Raw genomic sequence first — 20,517 nt, forward strand, 5'->3', positions numbered from 1 at the left:
TCAGCCTTCGTTCGGCTGGGCCGCGTTCACCACTTCGCCGATCACGATGACCGCCGGCGGGCGTATGCCCTCCACCGCCGTCCTCTCCCCCACCGTCTCCAGCGTCGCGTCCACCCGGCGCTGGGCGGCCGTGGTTCCCTCCTGCACCACCGCCACGGGCGTGGCGGCGGGCCGGCCGTGCCGTATCAGCGTCTGCGCGATCGCCGCGATGTTCTCCACCGACATCAGCAGGACCAGCGTCCCGCGCAGCCGGGCGAGCGCCTCCCAGTCGACGAGCGAGCGCGGGTCGTCGGGCGCCACGTGACCGCTGACCACCGTGAACTCATGTGCCACCCCACGGTGGGTGACGGGGATTCCGGCGGCGGCCGGGACGCTGATCGAGCTGGAGATGCCCGGGACGACGGTGCACGGGATGCCGTGCTCGGCCAGGGCCTGGACCTCCTCCATGCCGCGGCCGAAGACGAAGGGGTCGCCGCCCTTGAGGCGGACCACGGCCTTTCCGGCCTTGGCGTGCTCGATCAGCGCGTTGTTGATGACCTCCTGGGCCATGAACCGGCCGTAGGGGATCTTGGCCGCGTCGATGACCTCGACGTGCGGGGGAAGTTCGTCGAGGAGGTCGCGCGGGCCCAGGCGGTCGGCGACGACCACGTCCGCCTCGGCGAGGAGCCTGCGGCCCCGCACTGTGATCAGGTCGGGGTCGCCGGGGCCGCCGCCCACGAGGGAGACGCCCTTGGCGCGGGCGCGGTGGTGGGGGGCGGCGAGCGAACCGTCGCGCAGGCCCTCGACCACCGCGTCGCGCACGGCGGCGGAGCGGCGGGGGTCCTGGCCGGTGAGCACCGCGACGGTGACGCCCGCGGCGCGGCCGGTGGCCGGGGTCCAGGCCGAGGCCGCGTCGGCGTCGTCGCTGCGTACGGCCCACACGCGGCGGGCCTCGGCCTCGGCGGAGGCCGCCTCGTTCGCGGCGGGGTCGTCGGTGGAGATCAGGGCGTACCAGGCGCCGTCCAGGTCGCCGTCGCGGTAGCCGCGGCGCTCCCAGCGCAGTTCGCCTGCCTCGGCCATCGCCTCCACGGAAGGGGTGGCCGAGGGGGAGATCAGCAGGACGTCGGCACCGGCGGCCAGGAGGGCGGGCAGACGGCGCTGGGCCACCTGACCGGCACCCAGGACGACGACCCGGCGCCCGGCGAGGCGCAGTCCGACGGGATAGGCGGCGACGTGTGCGTGCAGCTCGGCCATGGATGCGGGCTCCTCGTGCGAATGCGCTGGTGGGGACACCTTACGTGGGGGCGGGGGCGCTGTGGGGCGGGGCCGGGGCGGGAGGGGCCGGGCCCTTACGGGACTGGATTATTTACGGCCCGGAGCCCTCTACGGGGTTGGTTGGCCCGTACTTGGGCCGCAAATAACCCTGACGTCCCTCCCAGGGCCCGGCCCCTCCCACCCCGGCCCCTCCGGCCGGAGCCCAGTCCGCGGGTGGGTGGGTGGTGGGTGGGCACTCGCCCCCCGGTTTGTGGGCAATGGTCCCGCAAGGCGGGACGGGTGGGCACAAACCCGACCACCGGGCCGCACCCACACCCGTACTCCCAAGGGCGTCAGCCCTTCTCGGTGACGCCCGCCGTGTCGAACGTGGCGACCTCGTGCATCGCACGAGCCGCACTCTGCACCACCGGAAGCGCCAGCAGCGCCCCCGTGCCCTCACCCAGCCGCAGGTCGAGGTCGACCAGCGGGCGCAGACCCAGCTTGGTCAGGGCCGCGACATGGCCGGGCTCGGCGCTGCGGTGGCCCGCGATGCACGCCGCGAGTGCCTCCGGCGCGATCGCACGGGCGACCAGCGCCGCGGCTCCGGCGCTGACCCCGTCGAGGATCACCGGTGTGCGCAGCGACGCGCCGCCCAGGATCAGGCCGACGAGCGCCGCGTGCTCCAAGCCGCCGACCGCGGCCAGGACGCCGATCGGGTCCTGCGGGTCCGGCTGGTGCAGCTCCAGCGCGCGGCGGACGACGTCGATCTTCCGGGCGTGCATCTCGTCGTTGATGCCCGTGCCCCGGCCCGTGATCTCGGCCGGGTCGGCGCCCGTGTACACCGAGATCAAGGCCGCCGACACGGTGGTGTTGGCGATGCCCATCTCGCCCGTGAGCAGGGCCTTGTTGCCGGCCGTGACCAGGTCGCGGGCCGTCTCGATGCCCACCTCGACGGCCTGCAGCGCCTCCTCGCGGGTCATCGCGGGGCCGCTGGTGAAGTCGCTCGTACCGGGGCGGATCTTGCGCGGCAGCAGGCCCGGCGTGCTGGGCAGTTCTGCCGCCACGCCGACGTCGACGACGACGACCTCGGCGCCGACCTGGTTGGCGAAGGCGTTGCAGACCGCCCCGCCGCCCAGGAAGTTGGCGACCATCTGGGAGGTGACCTCCTGGGGCCACGCCGTGACGCCCTGGTGGTGCACCCCGTGGTCGCCCGCGAAGATCGCGACGGCGGCGGGCTCCGGGATCGGCGGCGGGCACTTGCGCGACAGGCCGCACAGCTGCGCGGAGATGATCTCCAGCATGCCGAGCGCGCCGGACGGCTTGGTCATCCGCTTCTGGCGCTCCCACGCCTCACCGAGCGCCTTGGCGTCCAGCGGGCGGATGCCGCGCAGGGTCTCCGCGAGGAGGTCGTGCGGGTCCTCGCCGGGCAGCGCCCTGCGCCCGTACTCCTCCTCGTGCACCACCCACGACAGCGGGCGCCGCTTCGACCAGCCGGCCTGCATCAGCTCGGGCTCGTCCGGGAACTCGTCGACGTAGCCGACGCAGAGGTAGGCGACGACCTCCAGGTGCTCCGGAAGGCCGAGCGTACGCACCATCTCGCGCTCGTCGAAGAAGCTGACCCAGCCGACGCCGAGGCCCTCGGCACGCGCGGCCAGCCAGAGGTTCTCCACCGCGAGCGCGGAGGAGTACGGCGCCATCTGGGGCTGGGTGTGCCGGCCCAGGGTGTGGCGTCCGCCCCGGGTGGGATCGGCGGTGACGACGATGTTGACCGGGGTGTCGAGGATGGCCTCGATCTTCAGTTCCTTGAACTGCTTCGCCCGGGCCTTGGGGAGGGACTTGGCGTACGCATCGCGCTGGCGAGTGGCCAGCTCGTGCATCGTCCGGCGGGTCTCCTCGGAACGGATGACCACGAAGTCCCACGGCTGGGAGTGCCCCACGCTGGGCGCGGTGTGCGCGGCCTCCAGGACGCGCAGCAGCACCTCGTGCGGGATCGGGTCGCGACGGAAGCCGTTGCGGATGTCGCGGCGTTCGCGCATCACGCGGTGGACCGCGGCGCGCTCCGCCTCGTCGTAGCCGACCGCCGGGGGGCCTACGGGCTCCGGTTCGGGTTCGGGCATCGGCTCGGGTTCGGGTTCGGGCGTCGCGTCCGGGGTCGGTTCGGGTGCCGGGGTCGGTTCCGGTGCCGGTTCCGGGGTCAGTTCCGGGGTCAGTTCGGGTTCCGGGGTCGGCTCCGGTGCCGGGGTCGGTTCCGGGGTCGGGGTCGGTTCCGGTGCCAGAGTCAGCACTGGCGTCGGCTCCGGTGCGGGCTGCGGCTCGGGGGTCGCTGCCGTTGCCGGCTCCGGGGCGGGCTCCTGTGCGGGCTCGGGCTCCGGGGCCGGTACGGGTTCGGGGGCCGGTACGGGTTCAGGGGCCGGGGCCTGCTCAGCGACCGGCGCCTGCTCGGGCGCCGGGGTCTCCTCGGGTGCCGGGGTCTCCTCCGCGGCCGGTGCGGGCTGCGGCTCGGGCTCCGGGGCCTGCTCGGGTGCCGGGGCCTGTACCTGCTCCGGGGCCTGCGGCTCCGTCGCTTCCACGGGCTCCTGCGTCACGGCGGGCTCGGCGGGCGCCTCGGGCTCCGTCTCCTGCTCGGCCGCGGGTTCCGGCGCGGGCGCCACCGCTTCCGGCGTCTGCTCCACGGGCGCGGGCTGCGGGATCTCGGCCTGCACCGGCTCCGGCGCGGGGGCGGCCGGGACCGGGGCCGGCTCGGGCTCCGGCTGGGCGGGCACGGCGACGGGCTCAGGGGTGACCGGCGCCGGGGCGGCCTGCACCGGCTCGGCGACGGGCTCCGCCGGGGGCTGCTCCTGCTCCTGGGCCGGTTCCTGAACCGGCTCTGCGGGCTGCTCCTCGGTGGGTACGGCGACCGGAGCCGGGGCCTCTGCCACGACGGGCTCCGCCGGGACCGGCTCGGCCGGCGCTTCCTCGGCGGCGGGCACGGCCTCGGGAGCCTCGGCCACCGGGGCGACCGGGGCGGGCTCGGGCTCGGCGGCCGGGGCCGGTTCGGCTACGGCCTCCGCCGCCTCCGGGGCGGGCTGCTCCGACGGGACGTCAACCGGCGCCGGCTGCGTCAGGGCCGAGGCGACCTCCTGCGTCGCCCTGGCGATGACCGCCAGCGCGGCGTCCGCGCTCGGCACCGGCGGCACCGGCTGCGCGGCCGCGGCCGGCTCGGTGCCCAGGTCGAGGCTCTCCGCCGGCGCGGCGGGAACGGCCGGGGCCGTTGACGGAACGTCAGCCTGCGGAGTGGTCTCGAGGAGCGTCTCGGGCGCCGGGGCGACGGCGACGGCCTGGGCCTCGGCCGTCTGCGGCGGGACGAAGGAAGGCGCCGCCGGCGCCGTCTCCTCGAGCGGGGCGTCGAGGTACTCGACGCCGCCGACCGGCGGGGCCGGCGGAGGGACCGGGGAGCCGACGGGCTGCTGCTGGGTGGCGGGGCCGCGGTCGGCGAGGGAGCGGACGACGCCGCTGGTGGGGTCCGGCACGGGCGGGCCCATGTGCAGCGGGCGGCGCGGCGGGGTGGCGGCGGGCGCGGTCGCCGGGGGCGGGGTGCGCACGTCGGTGTAGTCGAGGGAGCCCGTGTCGCGGCCGCCCGTCTCGTGCGTACCGGCCTGGGCGGGCGGCTGCTCCATCCAGGCGCCCTGGGCGCCCGGCATCAGCAGCAGGTCGTCCTCGTCCGCGGTGTCCCCCTCGAGGAAGGCGTACGTCGAGTGGGGTCCGCGAGTTCCGGTGTCGGCAGGGGCCGCGGCGCCTGCGTTCTCCGGCTGTCCCTCGTCCGGGAACCGGCCGGTGTCGGTCATGCGTACCCCTCGCCCATCGGTAGTGCTCCTTCCAACCGCTCACGCCCATAGAGAAGAACGAGCGTGCATGCCTCGCGGCACGTTGTGTGCCGTCCCGTGTCACCTTGCCCTGTACGCGCCAATCGAGGGGGGCGTTCGGAGCATTGGCGACTGTGGTGTCGGACACCGGGGGGCTGCACAACGATCCGCCAGCCTACCCTCCGCCCTTTAGCGGGGCCTCAGGGGTGCGTGCGACGGCCACTCAGGAGGAAGGCTACGGCGCGCTCGCGTTCGGTCCAGGCGGCTGTGTCCAACTCCACTGCCTGGAGCAGCGTGCACTCCACCGTGTAGCCGCCTTCGGCGAGGGCGCGGCCGATGGCCTCGGCGTCGTCGCGGGTGGCGGCGTGGGCGACGATCCGTTCGGGGCGGCGGTCGGCGCAGGCGGCGACGACGGGTGCGCCCCCGCCGCCGACGCGGACGACGTCGGGTTCGGGGAGGTCCTCCAGGACCTGGGGGGCGACACCCTGGACCACCTGCAGTTGCACGCCATGGTGGCGGGCCGCGGCTGTGGTGCGGTGGCAGGCTTCGGGGTCCTGGTCGACGGCGATGACGGCCGCGCCGAACCGGGCGGCCTCGACGGCGGCGGCGCCGCTGCCGGAGCCGATGTCCCACACCAGGTCGCCCACGCGCGGTCCGAGTCGTGCCAGTTGGGCGGCGCGCAGTTCGGTGGACTCGCCCTCGCCGGGGCGGCCGGCGTAGGCCTCGGCGGGCAGCGCCCAGCCGCGTACGGCGGAGGGGTCGCGGCCGGCGATCCAGCCGCCGCCCCGTACGGGTGTCCCGGAGCCGCCGATGACGATGACGACGTTGGGGTCGCGCCAGACGTGGTCGACGGCCCGGTCGGAGGTGAGGACGGTGACTTCCTCGCGGTCGGTGCCCAGTTCCTCGCAGATGACGAAGGTGCGGTGGACGGGTCCGAGGAGGAGGGCGAGCTCGGCGGGGCCGGCGCCGGGCGAGGTGAGGACGGCGACCTTGGGGTGGGCGCGGCAGACGTTGACGGCGCGCCGCAGGTCGCGGCTGTGGGCGACGACGATCTGGGCATCGTCCCAGGGCATGCCGGCGCGGGCGAAGGCGGCGGCGACGGAGGAGACGGCGGGTACGACCTCGACCTCGAGGCCGTGCTCGGGGCCGCGCAGGGTGCGGACGACGCCGAAGAAGCCGGGGTCGCCGTCGGCGAGGACCACGGCGGAGCCGCGGTGCTGGGCGATGCGGCGGGCGGCGAGGTCGATGCTGCCCAGGCGGATGCGTTCGGCGGCGGGCGGGACCTCGGGCAGGGCCAGGTGGTGTGCGGCGCCGGCCACCAGGGTGGCGGCGCCGAGGGCGGAGCGGGCCGCGTCCGTCAGCGGTGAGCCGTCCCATCCGATCACCGTGACCCGGTCGGCCATCGTCGTCAGTCTCCTGGGCTTGTCGCGGGTCGGTCCCGCATGCGCGCGGGCAGGGTGAGGGTACCCCGGTCGGGTGTGCGGGGCCCGGGGCGGGCGGGGGGCCGCTCAGCGCCAGTCGGGGAAGGTGGCGGCGTAGTCGTAGCCGCCGGTCGGGGCGTCGCGGAACTCGTCGAGGTCCTCGGGGAGCAGGCTCCAGACGATGAGGTCGGTGCGGATCTCGGTCCAGCCGGCGTCCTCGGTGCGGCTGCGCGCTATCCAGGCGTTGCGCAGGACGCCCTCGCTGACGCAGCCGATCTTCTGGGCGACCTGCTGGGCGGCGCTGTTGTCGGCGGCGGTGCGCAGTTCGAGTCGTTCGAACTTCTGGTCGCGGAAGAGCCACTGGGCGGCGGCGAGCACCGCTTCGCAGGCGTAGCCCTCGCCGCGGGCCCAGGGGGCGGTGACGTAGGAGACCTCGGTGGTCAGGGTGCGCCAGTCGGTGTTGCGCAGGTGGAGGGTGCCGACGAGGCGCTGGGTGAGGAATTCGGTGACCGCAAAGACGATTCCGCGCCCGGAGATGCGTTCCGAGGGGGCCCGCCGCAGGGCCCAGTCGCGGGCGTCGGCGGTGGTGTAGGGGTGCGGGGCGGAGGTCCAGGCGGTGATGAGTTCGTCGTTCATCATCTCGGCGAGCGGGGAGACGTCTCCCGCCTCGAACGGGCGCAGCACCAGCCGGTCCGTACTGATGGAGATGTCCGGAAAGGTGGATGTCATGTGCTGCTCCAACGCCGGTGCGAGATGGCTCGGGGGTGGTACCGGTCTGGCTCGGGTGCACCAGCATGCAGCATCGGCAGGTGGATACGCCAAGTGTCAGGCCCCGCGCACGGGCGGTTCGTGTGCGCGGGGCCTGCGACCGTACGAAGGGCCGAGGTTACAAGGTGTCAGCTCTTGGGGGTGCCGAAGGCGGGGATGACGGCGCCGTTGCTGAACTTCTGCTCGATGAACTTCTTGACCTCGTCGGAGTTGAGGAGCTTGACGAGCTTGGCGATGCGGGGGTCGCCCTCATTGCCCTTCTTGACGGCGAGGAAGTTGGCGTAGGGGTTGCCTTCCGCCTTCTCCAGGGCCAGGGAGTCCTTGGCGGGGTTGAGCTTGGCGCCGATGGCGAAGTTGCCGTTGATGACGGCGGCGTCCACGTCGGCCAGGCGGGAGGGGATCTGGGCGGCCTCGAGCTCGGTGAACTCGACGCCCTTCTTGTCCTCGATGTCGGAGAGCTTGGCCTCGGCGCCGACGCCCGCCTTGAGCTTGATGACGCCGTTGTCGGCGAGCAGCTTCAGGGCGCGGCCCTCGTTGGTGGCGTCGTTGGGGACGGCGATGGTGGAGCCGGAGCCGAGGTCGCCGACCTTCTTGTCCTTCTTGGAGTACAGGCCCAGCGGCTCGATCTCGACGTTGACGACGGGGACGATGTCCGTCTTGTTCTTCTTGTTGAAGTCGTCGAGGTAGGGCTTGTGCTGGAAGAAGTTCGCGTCGACGTCGCCGTTCTGGGTCGCGGTGTTCGGCAGGACGTAGTCGTTGAACTCCTTGACCTCCAGGTTCAGGCCGGCGTCCTTGGCGAGCTTCTCGCGGACGAAGTTCAGGATGTCGGCGTGCGGGGTGGGGCTGGCGGCGACGACGAGCTTGGCGGCCGGGTCGGCGTCCTTGCCCTTCTTGCCGGAGCCGGAGGAGGTGTCGGAGGGGGCGCTGCAGGCGCTCAGGCCGAGGGTGAGTGCGGCGGCTGCCGCGACGGCGGCGGTGAGCTTGAGGGTGGTACGCACGAAGAGTGCCTCTTTCTTGTTCTCACGAGGTGTTGCCGCCCGGCAAAGGGTCCGGGCTCGTGGGTTCTGGGGGGGTGCGGCCGTGGGCCTTATGCCGCCTTGGTGGGCTCCGCGGCCTCGGGGGCGGTGCGGGGCTTGGGGACGGCGGCGGACCGGAGCCGGCGCAGGCCCGCGGCGGGGGCCTGGCGTCCGCTGCGGTGGGACAGGCGTCGTACGACGAGGTCGCCGGCGAGCTGGACGACGGTGACGATCGCGATGAGCAGCAGGATCGTGACGTTCATCAGATCGGTCTCGTGGCGCATGTAGCCGTAGGTGATGGCGAGGTTGCCCAGGCCGCCGCCGCCGACCGCGCCGGCCATGGCGGAGTAGCCCAGGAGGGCGATGACCGTGGTGGTCAGGCCGGCGATGAGGGAGGGCAGGGCCTGCGGCAGGAGCACCTTGAAGATCACGGTGAGGGTGCCGCCGCCCATCGACTGGGCCGCCTCGATCAGGCCGTGGTCGACCTCGCGGATCGCGGTCTCCACCAGCCGGGCGAAGAACGGCACGGCGCCGATGACCAGGGCCACGACGGCGGCGCTGGGGCCGATGGAGGTGCCGACGACCAGGCGGCTGAAGGGGATCAGCCACACCAGCAGGATGATGAAGGGCAGCGAGCGGCCGAGGTTGACGACCGCGCCGACGACCTTGTTCACCACGACGTTCTGCAGCAGCGCGCCGCGGTCGGTGAGGACCAGCAGCAGGCCCAGCGGGATTCCGCCGATGATCGCCCAGACGGTGGACCACCACACCATGAAGAGGGTGTCGAGACAGGCGTCGCGCAGCAGGGGCTGCATCTCGGTCCAGGTCACTTGGCACCTTCCTTCAGGAGCGCGTCGGCGGGTGCCGGGTTCTTGGTGTCGGCGACGTCGACCTGCAGGCCCTGCTCGCGCAGGAAGCCGATCGGCACGACGTTCTCCTCGAAGCGGCCGGGCAGCTCGATGCGCATCCGGCCGACCTGCTTGCCGGCGACGGTGTCCATCGCGGCGCCCAGGATCGAGATGTCGATGTTGTACGTGCGGGAGAGCTGCGAGATGACCGGCTGGGTGGCGGCCTCGCCGTGGAAGGTGACGTCCACGACGGTGCGGTCGGGGCCGGAGGCCTCGCCGCCGACGGGGAAGAGCTCGGCGGCGAGCTCGGAGCCGGGGGTGGCGAGGATCTCGGAGACGGTGCCGGACTCCACGACGCGGCCGCCCTTCATCAGCGCGGCGGAGTCGCAGATGGTCTTGACGACCTCCATCTCGTGGGTGATGAGGAGGACGGTCAGGCCCAGCTGCTGGTTGAGGTCGCGCAGCAGCTGGAGGATGGAGCGGGTGGTCTCGGGGTCGAGCGCGGAGGTCGACTCGTCGGAGAGCAGCACCTTGGGGTCGCCGGCCAGGGCGCGGGCGATGCCGACGCGCTGCTTCTGGCCGCCGGAGAGCTGGGCGGGGTAGGCCTTGGCCTTGTCGGCGAGGCCGACGAGGTCGAGCAGCTCGAGGGCCTTGCGCTCGCGCTCCTTGCCGGAGATGCCGAGGATCTCCAGCGGCAGCTCGATGTTGCTCTGCACCGTGCGCGAGGAGAGCAGGTTGAAGTGCTGGAAGACCATGCCGATGCGGCTGCGTGCCCGGCGCAGTTCGGCGCCCGCGCGGGGACCCCGGCCGGCGAGGGCCGTCAGGTCCTGTCCGGCGACGGTGACCGTGCCGGAGCTGGGGCGCTCCAGGAGGTTGACGCAGCGGATGAGGGTCGACTTGCCGGCGCCGCTCTGGCCGACGACGCCGTACACCTCGCCCTCACGGACGTGCAGATCGACGCCGTCGAGGGCGGTGACCTCGCGGCCGCCTGAGCGGTAGACCTTTGTCAGGCCCGTAGTGGTGATCACAGGGGGTTTCCGTCACTGTCGAGTGCGCGGCGGTGAATGCCGGCACGGGCAATTCATTGCGGAACGCGGCATAGGGGTCCCCTCACAATGCGCTGTGGCGCGGTGAAGGGGTTCCTGGTGACGCGGGGCGGGGAGCTGTTCGTTCCGGCCGGGGTGGCCGGGACGGGCTCTACGGGGTCTCGCTTCGGGGCGCGAGGCACGGACGGGGGCCCTCAGCAGTCACACATTCGACACATGCGACGAGCAGCACCGGGCGTCGTCATCGCCTCGGTCGCAAGGATGCGGGTGCTCGTCGTGGTCATGCGGGCAAGTAAAACAGAAGCGTGTGCGAATAAGCCAAGCCTGTCCGTATAGCGGACAGGGTGGTTCAGTCCGTGGACGCCCGGGGTCGCGCACGGCCGGCCGGGCGCGGGCCATTAGAGTCGCCCTATGCCTGTCATGCCCCATCCGCACACCCTCACCGACCGGGGGCCGCGGTGATCCACGCGCTGACGCTGGCGGCCGGTCTGGCCGCGCTCGCGCTGGCCGCCTGGTGCGGCTTCGCCTTCTCGCGGGACCAGTCCACCAAGGACTGGCACTTCATCGGCATGGCCGTGGTCTCCCTGCTCGCCGTGGTGCAGCTCGTCATCGGCGTGGTGCGGCTGGCCGGCGGCGACAAGCCCGAGCAGGGCACGGCGATCTTCGTCGCCTATCTGCTGGGCGCGGCGGCCGCGGTGCCGGCGGCGGGCTTCATGTCACTGACCGAACGCACCCGCTGGGGCTCGGCCACCGTCGCGGCGGGCGCCGTGATCCTCGCCGTGCTCGAGGTGCGGCTCTACGACATCTGGGGAGGCTGACATGGCCGAGTCCACCGACACGCGGCAGCGCTCCGGCTTCGACCTGGGCCAGGGCCCCGGCCGGCTGCTGGTCTGGCTCTACGGGGTGTTCACGGTCGCGGCGGCGTCCCGCTCCATCGTCCAGATGATCATGGACTTCGGCAGGGCGCCGCTCGCGTACGTGCTCTCGGCCGGCGCGGCCGTGGTGTACGCCTTCATCACGTACTCGCTGGTGCGCGGCGGGGAGTCGGCCCGCCGGGCGGCGCTGGTGTGCTGCGCCGCCGAGCTGGCGGGCGTGATGACGGTGGGGACGTGGACGCTGCTCGAGCCGTCCGCCTTCCCCGACGCCACGGTCTGGTCGGACTACGGCATGGGCTATCTCTTCATCCCGGTCATCCTTCCGGTGACCGCGATGATGTGGCTGCGCCGGGCACCCCGGGACTAGACGCCGGCCGCCAGCGCGGTCCGGGCCTCCTTCTCCAGGGTGACCAGCGTGAACGCGCGGGTCACCACCTGGGATCCGGTGCGCTCGTAGCCCCACTTGCGGTACAGCCGCAGATTTCCCTCGCTGCGCTGGCCGGTGGCAAGCCGGTAGCGCTTGGCGGCCCACTCCCCCGCCAGGCGCTCCTCGAGGGCGGCGAGCAGCCGTCCGCCCAGGCCGTGCCGCTGCATCCTGGGGTGCACGATGAGGCCGGTGATCACGGCCGTGCCCTCGTCGTCGACCGTGCCGCGCACCGAGCCGACGACCTCCTCGCCGAGCCGGGCCACGAGCACGCAGCCGCGGCCCAGTTCGGCGCGCAGGTCGTCGAGGGTCTGGGTGAGGGGCTCGATGGAGTAGTCGCCGTAGAGTGCGGCCTCGCTCTGATAACAGAGGTACTGGAGCTTGAGGATCTGCTCGGCATCTTCCCCGGCCGCGGCCGAGATGGTCACGCTCATACCCATGTGCGCATGCCTCCCCTGGTGGGTCGCTTACCGCTCCTTTCCCCCGGGTCAAGGAGCCGCAATCTCTGCCAAGAGCATTCTGCGCAGGCATCCCAGGCAACGGGAACGTACCGGTCCCAAAGATCCTTGTGACATACCCAACTTCCCTGCGATTTCCCGGTAGGTCGGGTCGTTCGCGGAGAGCAGGGCGCCCAGCAGGCGGGGGCAGCGGCCGGGCAGCCGGCGGACGGCGGCGCGCAGTTCGCGGCGCGCCTCGGCGTCCAGGACCGTCTGTTCGACGCCGGGCGTGGTGGTGGGCGGCGGCTGCGCGGTCGGGTCGTAGGGCACCTCGCGGCGCGCCCGGCGCCGTGCGGCGCGGGCCTCGGCCCGTACGGTCGCCCGTAACCGCACCGCCGTCACGGCGGTGCGGCCGTCGTCGAGCAGCCGGACCCAGACGCCCTGTTCGAGGTCGGCGGCCTCCACGCCGCCGACCGCGGCCGCCTCGGCGGCGCACTCCGCCTTCAGCAGCGCGCCCAGCCCGGTCAGAAGATCACTCCGCGTCACGGGAACCGTGACGCGTGCCCGGCCGCCGGCGGTTTCCGCGACGACCGGGCACCACCCGTACGGGGGACGGCGAGGGTCAGCCCTTGACGAAGTCCGCGCGGGCGAGGGCACCGGTGTCGGGGTTGTCGGTGAAGATGCCGTCGATGCCGGTGGCGAAGTAGGTCCGGAACGCGGCGAAGGCGTCGCCGTAGGCGTTCGGGTCCGTGCCCCGGCGGAAGTCGGCCGGCAGGAAGCTGTTCTCGTTGCGCATCGTGTACGGGTGCAGGATCAGCCCGGCGGCGTGCGCGTCGCGCACCAGCGTGGTGGGCTTGGTGAGCCTGTCGTCCTTGTCACGCGGGATGACGAGGTTCAGCCACGGGCCGATGCCCTGGGCGAAGCCCGAGACCCACTTCAGGCCCTTGGGGGTGATGAGGTCGGCGACCGTACGCGGGTCCTTGGCCTCGGTGAAGTCCCAGGGGCGGGTCGGCAGGTCGTCCAGCAGCAGGACCTTGGGGCAGTCGATGCCGAGCCTGCCCAGCCGCTGGAGGCTGCTGGGCTCGAAGGACTGCAGGAAGGTGTGACCGTCGCGGCCGGCGCGGCCGTAGCGGCGCAGCAGCTTGGCCAGGCGCTCCTCCAGGCCCAGGCCGGCCTTGCGGAAGTACGTGGGGTGCTTGGTCTCGACGTGCAGCCATATCCGGCGCCCGCGCTTGCGGCCCTGCTCCTCGGCCCACTTGAGGACCTCTTCGAAGGTGGGCACCTGCCAGCGGCCGTCGTAGAGGGTGTTGTGCTGGCGGGTGCCGGGGATGCGCTCCTTGGCGCGCAGCGTCTTCAGCTCGGCGAGGGTGAAGTCCTCGGTGAACCAGCCGGTGTGGGCCTCGCCGTCGACGGTCTTGGTGGTCTTGCGGGAGGCGAACTCCGGGCGGGAGGCGACGTCGGTGGTGCCGGTGATGTCGTTCTCGTGGCGGCAGACCAGGTGGCCGTCCTTGGTGGGGACGAGGTCCTGCTCGATGACGTCCGCGCCGTTGTCCAGGGCGAACTGGTAGGAGCCGAGGGTGTGCTCGGGCCGGGAGCCGCTGCAGCCGCGGTGTCCGATGACGGTGGGCACGGGCAGGTCCTGGTACGTGCCGCCGTGGCCGCCCCGCCGCGCCGAGGGCTCGGCCGCCGACGCCGGGGTGATGCCGCCGCCGAGGGCGACCGCTCCCGCGCCGAGCGCCGCCGCCGCTCCCAGCACCGTACGCCTGCCGGGCCGCTGCTCCTGCTGCATGAACTCTCCTCGTTCCGTGGTGGTGCACTGCCGGGTGATCGTATGCACGTACGACTTCCCTGTTGAAGAAACGGAAACGGAACGGAGTGAAAAGTCACGTCAACACTCTGTTTCGAGTCGGTCAACCCCGCGTGCACAGGGGTGGTACCCACGAGTATCGTCAGCGACCGCGCCCTGTGCGCCAGTCCGATACACCACGACCGGAGGGTCCGTTGTCCCGCATCTTGCTCAAGGCGTTTCTCGGGTTGCTCATGCGCGTCCTGTACCGCCCGAAGGTGGAGGGGGCCGAGCACATCGCGGACAGCGGGCCGGTGATCCTCGCCGGAAACCACACCACGTTCATCGACTCGCTCTTCCTCGCCCTGATCGTCAAGCGCCAGGTCTTCTTCATCGGCAAGGACGAGTACGTCACCGGCAAGGGCGTCAAGGGCCGGCTGATGGCGTGGTTCTTCAGCTCCTCGGGCATGGTCCCGGTCGACCGTGACGGCGGCAACGGCGGTGTGGCCGCGCTGATGACGGGCCGCCGGATCCTGGAGGAGGGCAACATCTTCGGTATCTACCCGGAGGGCACCCGCTCCCCCGACGGCCGTCTCTACCGCGGCCGGACCGGCATCGCCCGCCTGACGCTGATGACGGGCGCGCCGGTGGTGCCGTTCGCCATGATCGGCACCGAGAAGGTCCAGCCGAGCGGCAAGGGCCTGCCCCGCATCGCGCCGGTGACGGTGCGCTTCGGCGCGCCGCTGGACTTCTCCCGTTACGAGGGCATGGACCGCGACCGCTATGTGCTGCGCGCCGTCACCGACGAGGTGATGAGCGAGGTGATGGAGCTGTCGGGCCAGGAGTACGTCGACATGTACGCCACCAAGGCCCGCGAGGCCAAGGCCGCCTGACGGCGGCGCCGGGTGGCTACGCTCCGCCGCCGAGGCAGCGGGGCTGGAAGCCCGCGTCGGCCGGGCCCTTGCGGCCCAGCGCGTTGAGCACCCACTGGGCGACGACCGGGTCCTTGGTGGCCTGGTCGTGCATGTAGAGGTCGAGCGGGCACTTGTCCTGCAGCACGACGTTGGTGAGGTGCTCGGCCGGGCCGGTCAGCAGGGCGCTGGTGTAGGGGATGACGACCTCGTCGTAGCGGGTCGTGATGACCGTGTAGTCCGGGCCGGCCGGGGTCTCGTCGCCCTCGTTGAGCTTCTTGAGCAGGTCGGAGCCGACCTGCTGGTCCACGCAGGACGGGCAGAAGGTCCAGCCCGCGGGGATGGCGAGCGGGTTCTTCGTGCCGTGGTTGGAGGGGACGATGCCCACGAGGTCGTCGACCTTGGCGGCGCCGCCGAGGAACTTCACGTAGTAGCGCGGCATCATGCCGCCCTGGCTGTGACCGACGATGTCGACCTTCTCCGCGCCCGTGGCGCCGCGCACGGCCTCCACGAAGTCCGAGAGCTCGGCGGCGGCCTGCGGGATGGGGTCGGTCTCCATGTGCCCGTAGTTGAAGGCGAAGACGCAGTAGCCCGCGTCCTTCAGCGCCGGGGAGAGCTTGGCCCAGTTCTCGGCCATCAGCTTGAAGGTGCCGTTGACCAGCACGACCGGCTGCGGGTGCGCCGAGTCCGGCTTGCAGGACCAGTCGTTGGCGCCCTTGGGCGGGATGTCCAGCGGCGAGGCGGACGCCGGGGTGGCGGTGAGCCCCATGAGGCTCAGTGCGGCGGTGGCCGCGGCGGCGACCAGGAACCGTGCGGTGGTACGCAGACGCATGTGGGGGATTCCTTTGAATACGGCGTCCCACTGCGGACGCCCTCGTCCGAACCACGTTCGACAATGTCGACCGGTGGACGTGATGTTCTCCGGCGCATAAGGATGCCGTCAAGAGAGTTACCGGCCGGTAAACATCACAGGGGCCGGGGCTTGTCAGCCCCGGCCCCTGTGATGTTTGCTCATCCGAGCTGTATCCGGCTCAGCCGCCGTACCCTTCCTCCAGCCGCTGTCCGCGCAGCAGGAACCAGGCCGCGACGGCCGTGATCAGCAGCACCGCGGCACCCACCCCGGAGGCGATCCGCAGCCCGTCCACGAAGGCCTCCTGCGCCGAGGACAGCAGCGCCTGGCCCGTGTCGGCGGGCAGCGTCGACGCCGACTCGACCGCGCCGCCCAGCGACTCGCGGGCCTCGCCCGCCTGCGCGGCCGGCACGCCCGGGGGCACGGTGAAGTCGCGGTAGACGCCGGTGACGATCGAGCCGAGCAGGGCGATGCCGAGCGCGGCACCGAGCTCGTACGCCGTCTCCGAGACGGCCGAGGCCGCACCCGCGTGCTCCTTGGGCACGCTGGAGAGGATCACGTCGGCGGTGACCGTGAACGAGAGGCCGGCGCCCACGCCGACGATCAGCAGCACCGCGCCGAGCACCGGATAGTCGGTGTCGGGGGACAGCCACATCAGCGCCGCCAGCGCCACCCCGATCGCCGCGAGGCCCGCCGTGACCGCCGACCGCACCGAGAAGCGCCGGGCCGCCTGGCCGGCGAGCAGGCCCGCCGTCACCGCGCCGACGGCCGCGGGCAGCTCCGCGAGCCCCGCCTCCAGCGGGCTGCGGTCCTGCACCAGCTGCAGGAACTGCGAGAGGAAGAAGACCATCCCGGACAGTCCCAGCACGGTCAGCAGGTCGGCCAGCACGGCGCCGGAGAAGCCCCCGTGGTGGAAGAGCCTCATGTCCAGCAGCGGCGAGGGGAGCGTGAGCTGACGGCGTACGAACCACACCAGCGCCAGCGCGCCGGTCACGCCCACGAGGGCCATGGACCAGGTCGGCCCGTGGGTCGCCACCTCCTTGATCGCGTAGACGACCGCCACTATGCCGACCATCGACAGCACCACGCTGAGCAGGTCCCAGGGCCCCGGCGAGGGGTCGCGGGACTCGGGCAGCAGCTTGATGCCGACCAGCACCAGCACCGCCATGACCGGCAGGTTGATCAGGAAGACCGAGCCCCACCAGAAGTTCTCCAGCAGGAAGCCGCCCACGACCGGGCCCACGGCCGCGCCGGCCGACGCCATGGCACCCCAGATGCCGATGGCCAGGCTGCGTTCCCGAGGGTCGTGGAAGAGATTGCGGATGAGGGCGAGGGTGGAGGGCATCAGCGTCGCGCCCGCCACGCCCAGCAGCGCGCGGGCCGCGATCATCATCTCGGGGCTGGAGGCGTAGGCGTTGAGCACCGACACCGCGCCGAACGCCACCGCGCCGCACAGCAGCAGCTTCTTGCGGCCGATGCGGTCGCCGAGGCTGCCCATGGAGACGAGAAGCCCGGCGATGACGAAGGAGTAGACGTCGCCGATCCACAGCAGCTGGGTGCCCGTCGGGCGCAGGTCCTCGCTGAGGAAGGGCGTGGCGAGGCCGAGGACGGTGGCGTCGACGGCGACGAGCAGCACGGCCAGGGCGAGGACGGCCAGGGCGAGCCAGCGGCCCGGCCGCGGCGCTTCCACCGACGCGGGCGCACCGGGCGCCGGATCGGCGGTCTTGGCGCTCACCGCTCGGCCCTCCGCTGCGCCCCGCCGAGCAACAGCTCGGAGACCATGCGGGTGAGGTCCTTGGCGGCCACCCGCCCATCCTGCACGGCCCACGCCCCGGAGGCGATCAGCCCGTACAGCGCGTCGGTGAGCCAGGCGGGTGAGAGGTCGACCCGGAAGGCGCCCTCCTCCTGGCCGCGCAGGAAGAGCGCGTGGACGCGGGCGTCGAGGCGGTTCCAGCCCTCGTTGACCTCGCCCTCGAAGAGCTGGTTCTCGGAGTAGAGGAAGGACATCAGCCCGGCGGCCGGCTCGGCCTTCACGATCAGCCGGCGCACGGCCTGCGCCGCGTCGCCCTCGTCCAGCCGGGCCTCGTCCAGGGCCCGCTCGAACTGCTCGATGCCGAGCTTCTCCAGGGCCCGTACGAGCGCGTCGCGGCCGGCGAAGTGGCGGTGGAGGGTGGCGCGGCTGATGCCGGCGGCCTTGGCGATCTCGTCCATGGAGGCGGTCGCCTTACGGGTGAGCAGGGCTGCGGCTGCTCTCAGTACATGCTCGCGGCGGTCAAGGCTCATGAGACGACCATAACCCGAATGAGACACGGATGTCTCATTCGGGTGGTGGCCGTCTCAAAATGATCAGCTGTGTCGCGTCGCGTCGGCCCATTCCCGCTGGACGGCCAGGTCCGCCTTGACCTCTTGCAACTGCACCGCGACCGCCGAGGGAGCCGTGCCGCCGCGCCCGCTGCGCGAGGCCAGCGCGCCCGGCACGCTGAGCACCGAGCGGACCTCGGGGGTCAGGTGCGGGGAGATGGCGGCGAACTGCTCGTCGCTCAGCCCGTCCAGCTCGATGCCCCGCGCCTCGCACTCCTTGACGCACTCCCCCGCGACCTCGTGCGCCACGCGGAACGGCACGCCCTGCTTGACCAGCCATTCGGCGATGTCGGTGGCCAGCGAGAACCCGGCCGGGGCCAGCTCCTCCATCCGGGCGCGGTGGACCGTGAGGGTCGCCATCATCCCGGTGAAGGCGGGAAGCAGGACCTCCAGCTGGTCGCAGGAGTCGAAGACCGGCTCCTTGTCCTCCTGCAGGTCGCGGTTGTACGCCAGCGGCAGGGCCTTGAGCGTGGCGAGCAGCCCGGTGAGGTTGCCGATCAGCCGCCCGGACTTGCCGCGCGCCAGCTCGGCGATGTCCGGGTTCTTCTTCTGCGGCATGATCGAGGAGCCGGTGGAGAAGGCGTCGTGGAGGGTCACGAAGGAGAACTCCTTCGTGTTCCAGATGATGACCTCCTCGGCGATCCGCGACAGATCGATGCCGATCATGGCCGTGATGAACGCGAACTCGGCGACGAAGTCGCGCGAGGCCGTGCCGTCGATGGAGTTCCCCGCCGAGCCCCGCTCGAAGCCGAGGTCGGCGGCGACCGCCTCGGGGTCGAGGCCCAGGCTGCTGCCCGCCAGCGCGCCCGACCCGTAGGGCGAGACCGCCGTGCGCTCGTCCCACTGCCGCAGCCGCTCCGCGTCCCGGGAGAGCGCCTGGACGTGCGCGAGCACATGGTGGGCGAAGAGCACCGGCTGGGCGTGCTGCAGATGCGTACGCCCCGGCATGGCGACGTCCGGGTGCGCCTCGGCGAGGCCGACGAGCGCGTCCTGGAGGTCGGCGATCAGGCCGCCGATGATCCGCGCGTGGTCGCGCAGGTACATCCGGAAGAGCGTGGCGACCTGGTCGTTGCGGGACCGGCCGGCGCGCAGCTTGCCACCGAGGTCGGCGCCGAGCCGCTCCAGCAGGCCGCGCTCGAGGGCGGTGTGCACGTCCTCGTCGGCGATGGTGCCCATGAACGTACCGGCGGCGACGTCGGCCTCGAGCAGCCCCAGGCCCTCGATCATGCGCTTCAGCTCGTCGTCGGTGAGCAGCCCGGCCTTGTGCAGGACCCGGGCGTGGGCCCGGGAGCCGGCGATGTCGTACGGGGCGAGCCGCCAGTCGAAGTGGACGGAGGCGGACAGCTTGGCGAGGGCCTCGGCCGGTCCGTCCGCGAACCGGCCGCCCCACAGGCGTACGTCCTGCTGCTCGTCGCTCACACCAGGTCCCGCTTGGCCGCGATCTTGGCGGAGAGACCGAAGATCTCGATGAAGCCCTTCGACATGGACTGGTCGAACGTGTCGCCCGTGTCGTAGGTGGCGAGGTTGAAGTCGTAGAGGGACTGCGCGGACTTCCGGCCCGTCACCACGGCCCGGCCGCCGTGCAGGGTCATCCGGATGTCGCCGGTGACGTGCTCGTTGGCCTCGTCGATGAAGCCGTCCAGGGCCCGCTTGAGCGGGGAGAACCACATGCCGTCGTAGACCAGCTCGCTCCACCGCTGCTCGACCTGCCGCTTGTAGCGGGCCAGCTCGCGCTCGACGGTGACGCTCTCCAGCTCCTGGTGGGCGGTGATCAGCGCGATCGCGCCGGGCGCCTCGTAGATCTCCCGGGACTTGATGCCGACCAGCCGGTCCTCGACCATGTCGATCCGGCCGATGCCCTGGGCCCCGGCCCGCTCGTTGAGCTGCTGGATGGCCTGCAGCACGCTGACGGGCTTGCCGTCGATGGCCACGGGCACACCCCGCTCGAAGGAGATGACGACCTCGTCGGCCTCCCGGGGGGTGGCCGGGTTGGCGGTGTAGTCGTAGACGTCCTCGATGGGGGCGTTCCAGATGTCCTCGAGGAAGCCGGTCTCGACGGCCCGCCCGAAGACGTTCTGGTCGATGGAGTACGGCGACTTCTTGGTCGTCGCGATCGGCAGGCCCTTGGCCTCGCAGAAGGCGATGGCCTTGTCCCGGGTCATGGCGTAGTCCCGGACCGGGGCGATGCACTTCAGCTCGGGGGCGAGCGAGGAGATGCCGGCCTCGAACCGGACCTGGTCGTTGCCCTTGCCGGTGCAGCCGTGGGCGACGGTCGTCGCGCCGTGCTTCTTGGCGGCGGCCACCAGGTGCTTGACGATCGTGGGCCGCGAGAGGGCGGAGACCAGGGGGTACCGGTCCATATAGAGGGCGTTGGCCTTGATCGCCGGGAGGCAGTACTCCTCGGCGAACTCGTCCCTGGCGTCGGCGACCTCCGCCTCCACCGCACCGCAGGCGAGCGCGCGCTTGCGGATGACGTCCAGGTCCTCGCCGCCCTGGCCGACATCCACGGCGACGGCGATGACCTCGGCGCCCGTCTCCTCGGCGATCCAGCCGATGGCGACGGAGGTGTCAAGGCCGCCGGAGTAGGCGAGTACGACGCGCTCGGTCACGGGTTTCTCCTTACGGTGCAGTGCGCTGTTCCATGCGCTGTTAGGCATAACTATGCACTGCGCCGTATGTTTCGTCAATAGCGCGTGAGG

General features: G+C 72.1%; 18 protein-coding genes. 3 read left to right on the top strand and 15 right to left on the bottom strand.

Annotated elements, in window-relative coordinates:
• The 7 genes from cobA to AB4K12_RS24550 form a co-directional block, all read right to left on the bottom strand.
• Positions 1-1,233, bottom strand: coding sequence for a uroporphyrinogen-III C-methyltransferase (cobA, locus tag AB4K12_RS24520; RefSeq protein WP_368436221.1), 1,233 nt, complete (start codon positions 1,231-1,233; stop codon positions 1-3).
• A 353-nt stretch (positions 1,234-1,586) separates the two neighbouring features.
• Positions 1,587-5,057, bottom strand: coding sequence for a nicotinate-nucleotide--dimethylbenzimidazole phosphoribosyltransferase (gene cobT / locus AB4K12_RS24525; RefSeq protein WP_368436222.1), 3,471 nt, complete (start codon positions 5,055-5,057; stop codon positions 1,587-1,589).
• 218 nt (positions 5,058-5,275) lie between these two features.
• Positions 5,276-6,478: a precorrin-6y C5,15-methyltransferase (decarboxylating) subunit CbiE gene (gene cbiE / locus AB4K12_RS24530; RefSeq protein WP_368436223.1), complete on the bottom strand. Its 1,203-nt coding sequence runs from the start codon at positions 6,476-6,478 to the stop codon at positions 5,276-5,278.
• Between the two features lie 105 nt (positions 6,479-6,583).
• Complete coding sequence (locus AB4K12_RS24535) at positions 6,584-7,225, bottom strand: GNAT family N-acetyltransferase (protein WP_362261552.1); 642 nt, start codon at positions 7,223-7,225, stop codon at positions 6,584-6,586.
• A 167-nt stretch (positions 7,226-7,392) separates the two neighbouring features.
• Positions 7,393-8,262 carry a MetQ/NlpA family ABC transporter substrate-binding protein gene (locus AB4K12_RS24540; RefSeq protein ID WP_362261550.1) on the bottom strand — a complete coding sequence of 290 codons (870 nt, stop codon included), beginning with the start codon at positions 8,260-8,262 and terminating at the stop codon, positions 7,393-7,395.
• An 89-nt stretch (positions 8,263-8,351) separates the two neighbouring features.
• The gene (locus tag AB4K12_RS24545) at positions 8,352-9,110 is read right to left on the bottom strand and encodes a methionine ABC transporter permease (protein ID WP_086566663.1); all 759 of its coding nucleotides are present in this window, start codon (positions 9,108-9,110) and stop codon (positions 8,352-8,354) included.
• Positions 9,107-10,156 carry a methionine ABC transporter ATP-binding protein gene (locus AB4K12_RS24550; protein WP_368436224.1) on the bottom strand — a complete coding sequence of 350 codons (1,050 nt, stop codon included), beginning with the start codon at positions 10,154-10,156 and terminating at the stop codon, positions 9,107-9,109. Before AB4K12_RS24550 ends, AB4K12_RS24545 begins: the two co-directional genes overlap by 4 nt.
• Before the next feature lie 476 nt (positions 10,157-10,632).
• Here AB4K12_RS24550 and AB4K12_RS24555 point away from each other — a divergent pair, with 476 nt between their 5' ends.
• Both AB4K12_RS24555 and AB4K12_RS24560 read left to right on the top strand, forming a co-directional pair.
• On the top strand, positions 10,633-10,992 hold the full coding sequence (locus AB4K12_RS24555) for a hypothetical protein (RefSeq protein ID WP_086566660.1): 360 nt from the start codon (positions 10,633-10,635) through the stop codon (positions 10,990-10,992).
• A gap of 1 nt (position 10,993) precedes the next feature.
• The gene (locus AB4K12_RS24560) at positions 10,994-11,416 is read left to right on the top strand and encodes a hypothetical protein (protein ID WP_368436225.1); all 423 of its coding nucleotides are present in this window, start codon (positions 10,994-10,996) and stop codon (positions 11,414-11,416) included.
• Here the strand turns inward: AB4K12_RS24560 and AB4K12_RS24565 are convergent.
• The 3 genes from AB4K12_RS24565 to AB4K12_RS24575 all read right to left on the bottom strand — a co-directional run bounded on the left by AB4K12_RS24565 (position 11,413) and on the right by AB4K12_RS24575 (position 13,699).
• Positions 11,413-11,913 (bottom strand): GNAT family N-acetyltransferase, encoded by a 501-nt coding sequence (locus tag AB4K12_RS24565; protein WP_362260873.1) that lies wholly within the window; start codon positions 11,911-11,913, stop codon positions 11,413-11,415. The genes AB4K12_RS24560 and AB4K12_RS24565 overlap by 4 nt on opposite strands.
• A 48-nt stretch (positions 11,914-11,961) precedes the next feature.
• Positions 11,962-12,456 (bottom strand): sigma-70 family RNA polymerase sigma factor, encoded by a 495-nt coding sequence (locus AB4K12_RS24570; RefSeq protein ID WP_368436226.1) that lies wholly within the window; start codon positions 12,454-12,456, stop codon positions 11,962-11,964.
• Between the two features lie 76 nt (positions 12,457-12,532).
• Positions 12,533-13,699 carry a glycerophosphodiester phosphodiesterase gene (locus AB4K12_RS24575; protein WP_368436529.1) on the bottom strand — a complete coding sequence of 389 codons (1,167 nt, stop codon included), beginning with the start codon at positions 13,697-13,699 and terminating at the stop codon, positions 12,533-12,535.
• A gap of 212 nt (positions 13,700-13,911) precedes the next feature.
• Between AB4K12_RS24575 and AB4K12_RS24580 the strand changes: the two genes are divergently transcribed.
• On the top strand, positions 13,912-14,589 hold the full coding sequence (locus AB4K12_RS24580; protein ID WP_086566653.1) for a 1-acyl-sn-glycerol-3-phosphate acyltransferase: 678 nt from the start codon (positions 13,912-13,914) through the stop codon (positions 14,587-14,589).
• Positions 14,590-14,605: 16 nt separating this feature from the next.
• On the opposite strand, the gene AB4K12_RS24585 is transcribed toward AB4K12_RS24580, so the two are convergent.
• From AB4K12_RS24585 to AB4K12_RS24605, 5 genes are all read right to left on the bottom strand, one after another.
• Complete coding sequence (locus tag AB4K12_RS24585) at positions 14,606-15,439, bottom strand: alpha/beta fold hydrolase (RefSeq protein WP_368436227.1); 834 nt, start codon at positions 15,437-15,439, stop codon at positions 14,606-14,608.
• A 199-nt stretch (positions 15,440-15,638) separates the two neighbouring features.
• Positions 15,639-17,192, bottom strand: coding sequence for an MFS transporter (locus AB4K12_RS24590; protein WP_368436228.1), 1,554 nt, complete (start codon positions 17,190-17,192; stop codon positions 15,639-15,641).
• Positions 17,189-17,740 carry a TetR/AcrR family transcriptional regulator gene (locus tag AB4K12_RS24595; protein WP_368436229.1) on the bottom strand — a complete coding sequence of 184 codons (552 nt, stop codon included), beginning with the start codon at positions 17,738-17,740 and terminating at the stop codon, positions 17,189-17,191. Before AB4K12_RS24595 ends, AB4K12_RS24590 begins: the two co-directional genes overlap by 4 nt.
• 63 nt (positions 17,741-17,803) lie before the next feature.
• On the bottom strand, positions 17,804-19,237 hold the full coding sequence (gene argH, locus AB4K12_RS24600; RefSeq protein WP_368436230.1) for an argininosuccinate lyase: 1,434 nt from the start codon (positions 19,235-19,237) through the stop codon (positions 17,804-17,806).
• Positions 19,234-20,427, bottom strand: coding sequence for an argininosuccinate synthase (locus tag AB4K12_RS24605; protein WP_368436231.1), 1,194 nt, complete (start codon positions 20,425-20,427; stop codon positions 19,234-19,236). Before AB4K12_RS24605 ends, argH begins: the two co-directional genes overlap by 4 nt.
• Positions 20,428-20,517 lie beyond the last annotated feature (90 nt).

The sequence above is a fragment of the Streptomyces sp. C36 genome (assembly GCF_040932295.1).
Taxonomy (GTDB): Bacteria; Actinomycetota; Actinomycetes; order Streptomycetales; family Streptomycetaceae; genus Streptomyces; species Streptomyces triculaminicus.

Excerpts from the sequence above, each read along its gene's own strand:
- cobA (WP_368436221.1), bottom strand. The coding sequence starts at position 1,233 with ATGGCCGAGCTGCACGCACACGTCGCCGCCTATCCCGTCGGACTGCGC.
- AB4K12_RS24575 (WP_368436529.1), bottom strand. The coding sequence starts at position 13,699 with ATGCAGCAGGAGCAGCGGCCCGGCAGGCGTACGGTGCTGGGAGCGGCG.
- AB4K12_RS24535 (WP_362261552.1), bottom strand. The coding sequence starts at position 7,225 with ATGACATCCACCTTTCCGGACATCTCCATCAGTACGGACCGGCTGGTG.
- AB4K12_RS24565 (WP_362260873.1), bottom strand. The coding sequence starts at position 11,913 with ATGGGTATGAGCGTGACCATCTCGGCCGCGGCCGGGGAAGATGCCGAG.
- AB4K12_RS24595 (WP_368436229.1), bottom strand. The coding sequence starts at position 17,740 with ATGAGCCTTGACCGCCGCGAGCATGTACTGAGAGCAGCCGCAGCCCTG.
- cobT (WP_368436222.1), bottom strand. The coding sequence starts at position 5,057 with ATGACCGACACCGGCCGGTTCCCGGACGAGGGACAGCCGGAGAACGCA.
- AB4K12_RS24585 (WP_368436227.1), bottom strand. The coding sequence starts at position 15,439 with ATGCGTCTGCGTACCACCGCACGGTTCCTGGTCGCCGCCGCGGCCACC.
- AB4K12_RS24560 (WP_368436225.1), top strand. The coding sequence starts at position 10,994 with ATGGCCGAGTCCACCGACACGCGGCAGCGCTCCGGCTTCGACCTGGGC.
- cbiE (WP_368436223.1), bottom strand. The coding sequence starts at position 6,478 with ATGGCCGACCGGGTCACGGTGATCGGATGGGACGGCTCACCGCTGACG.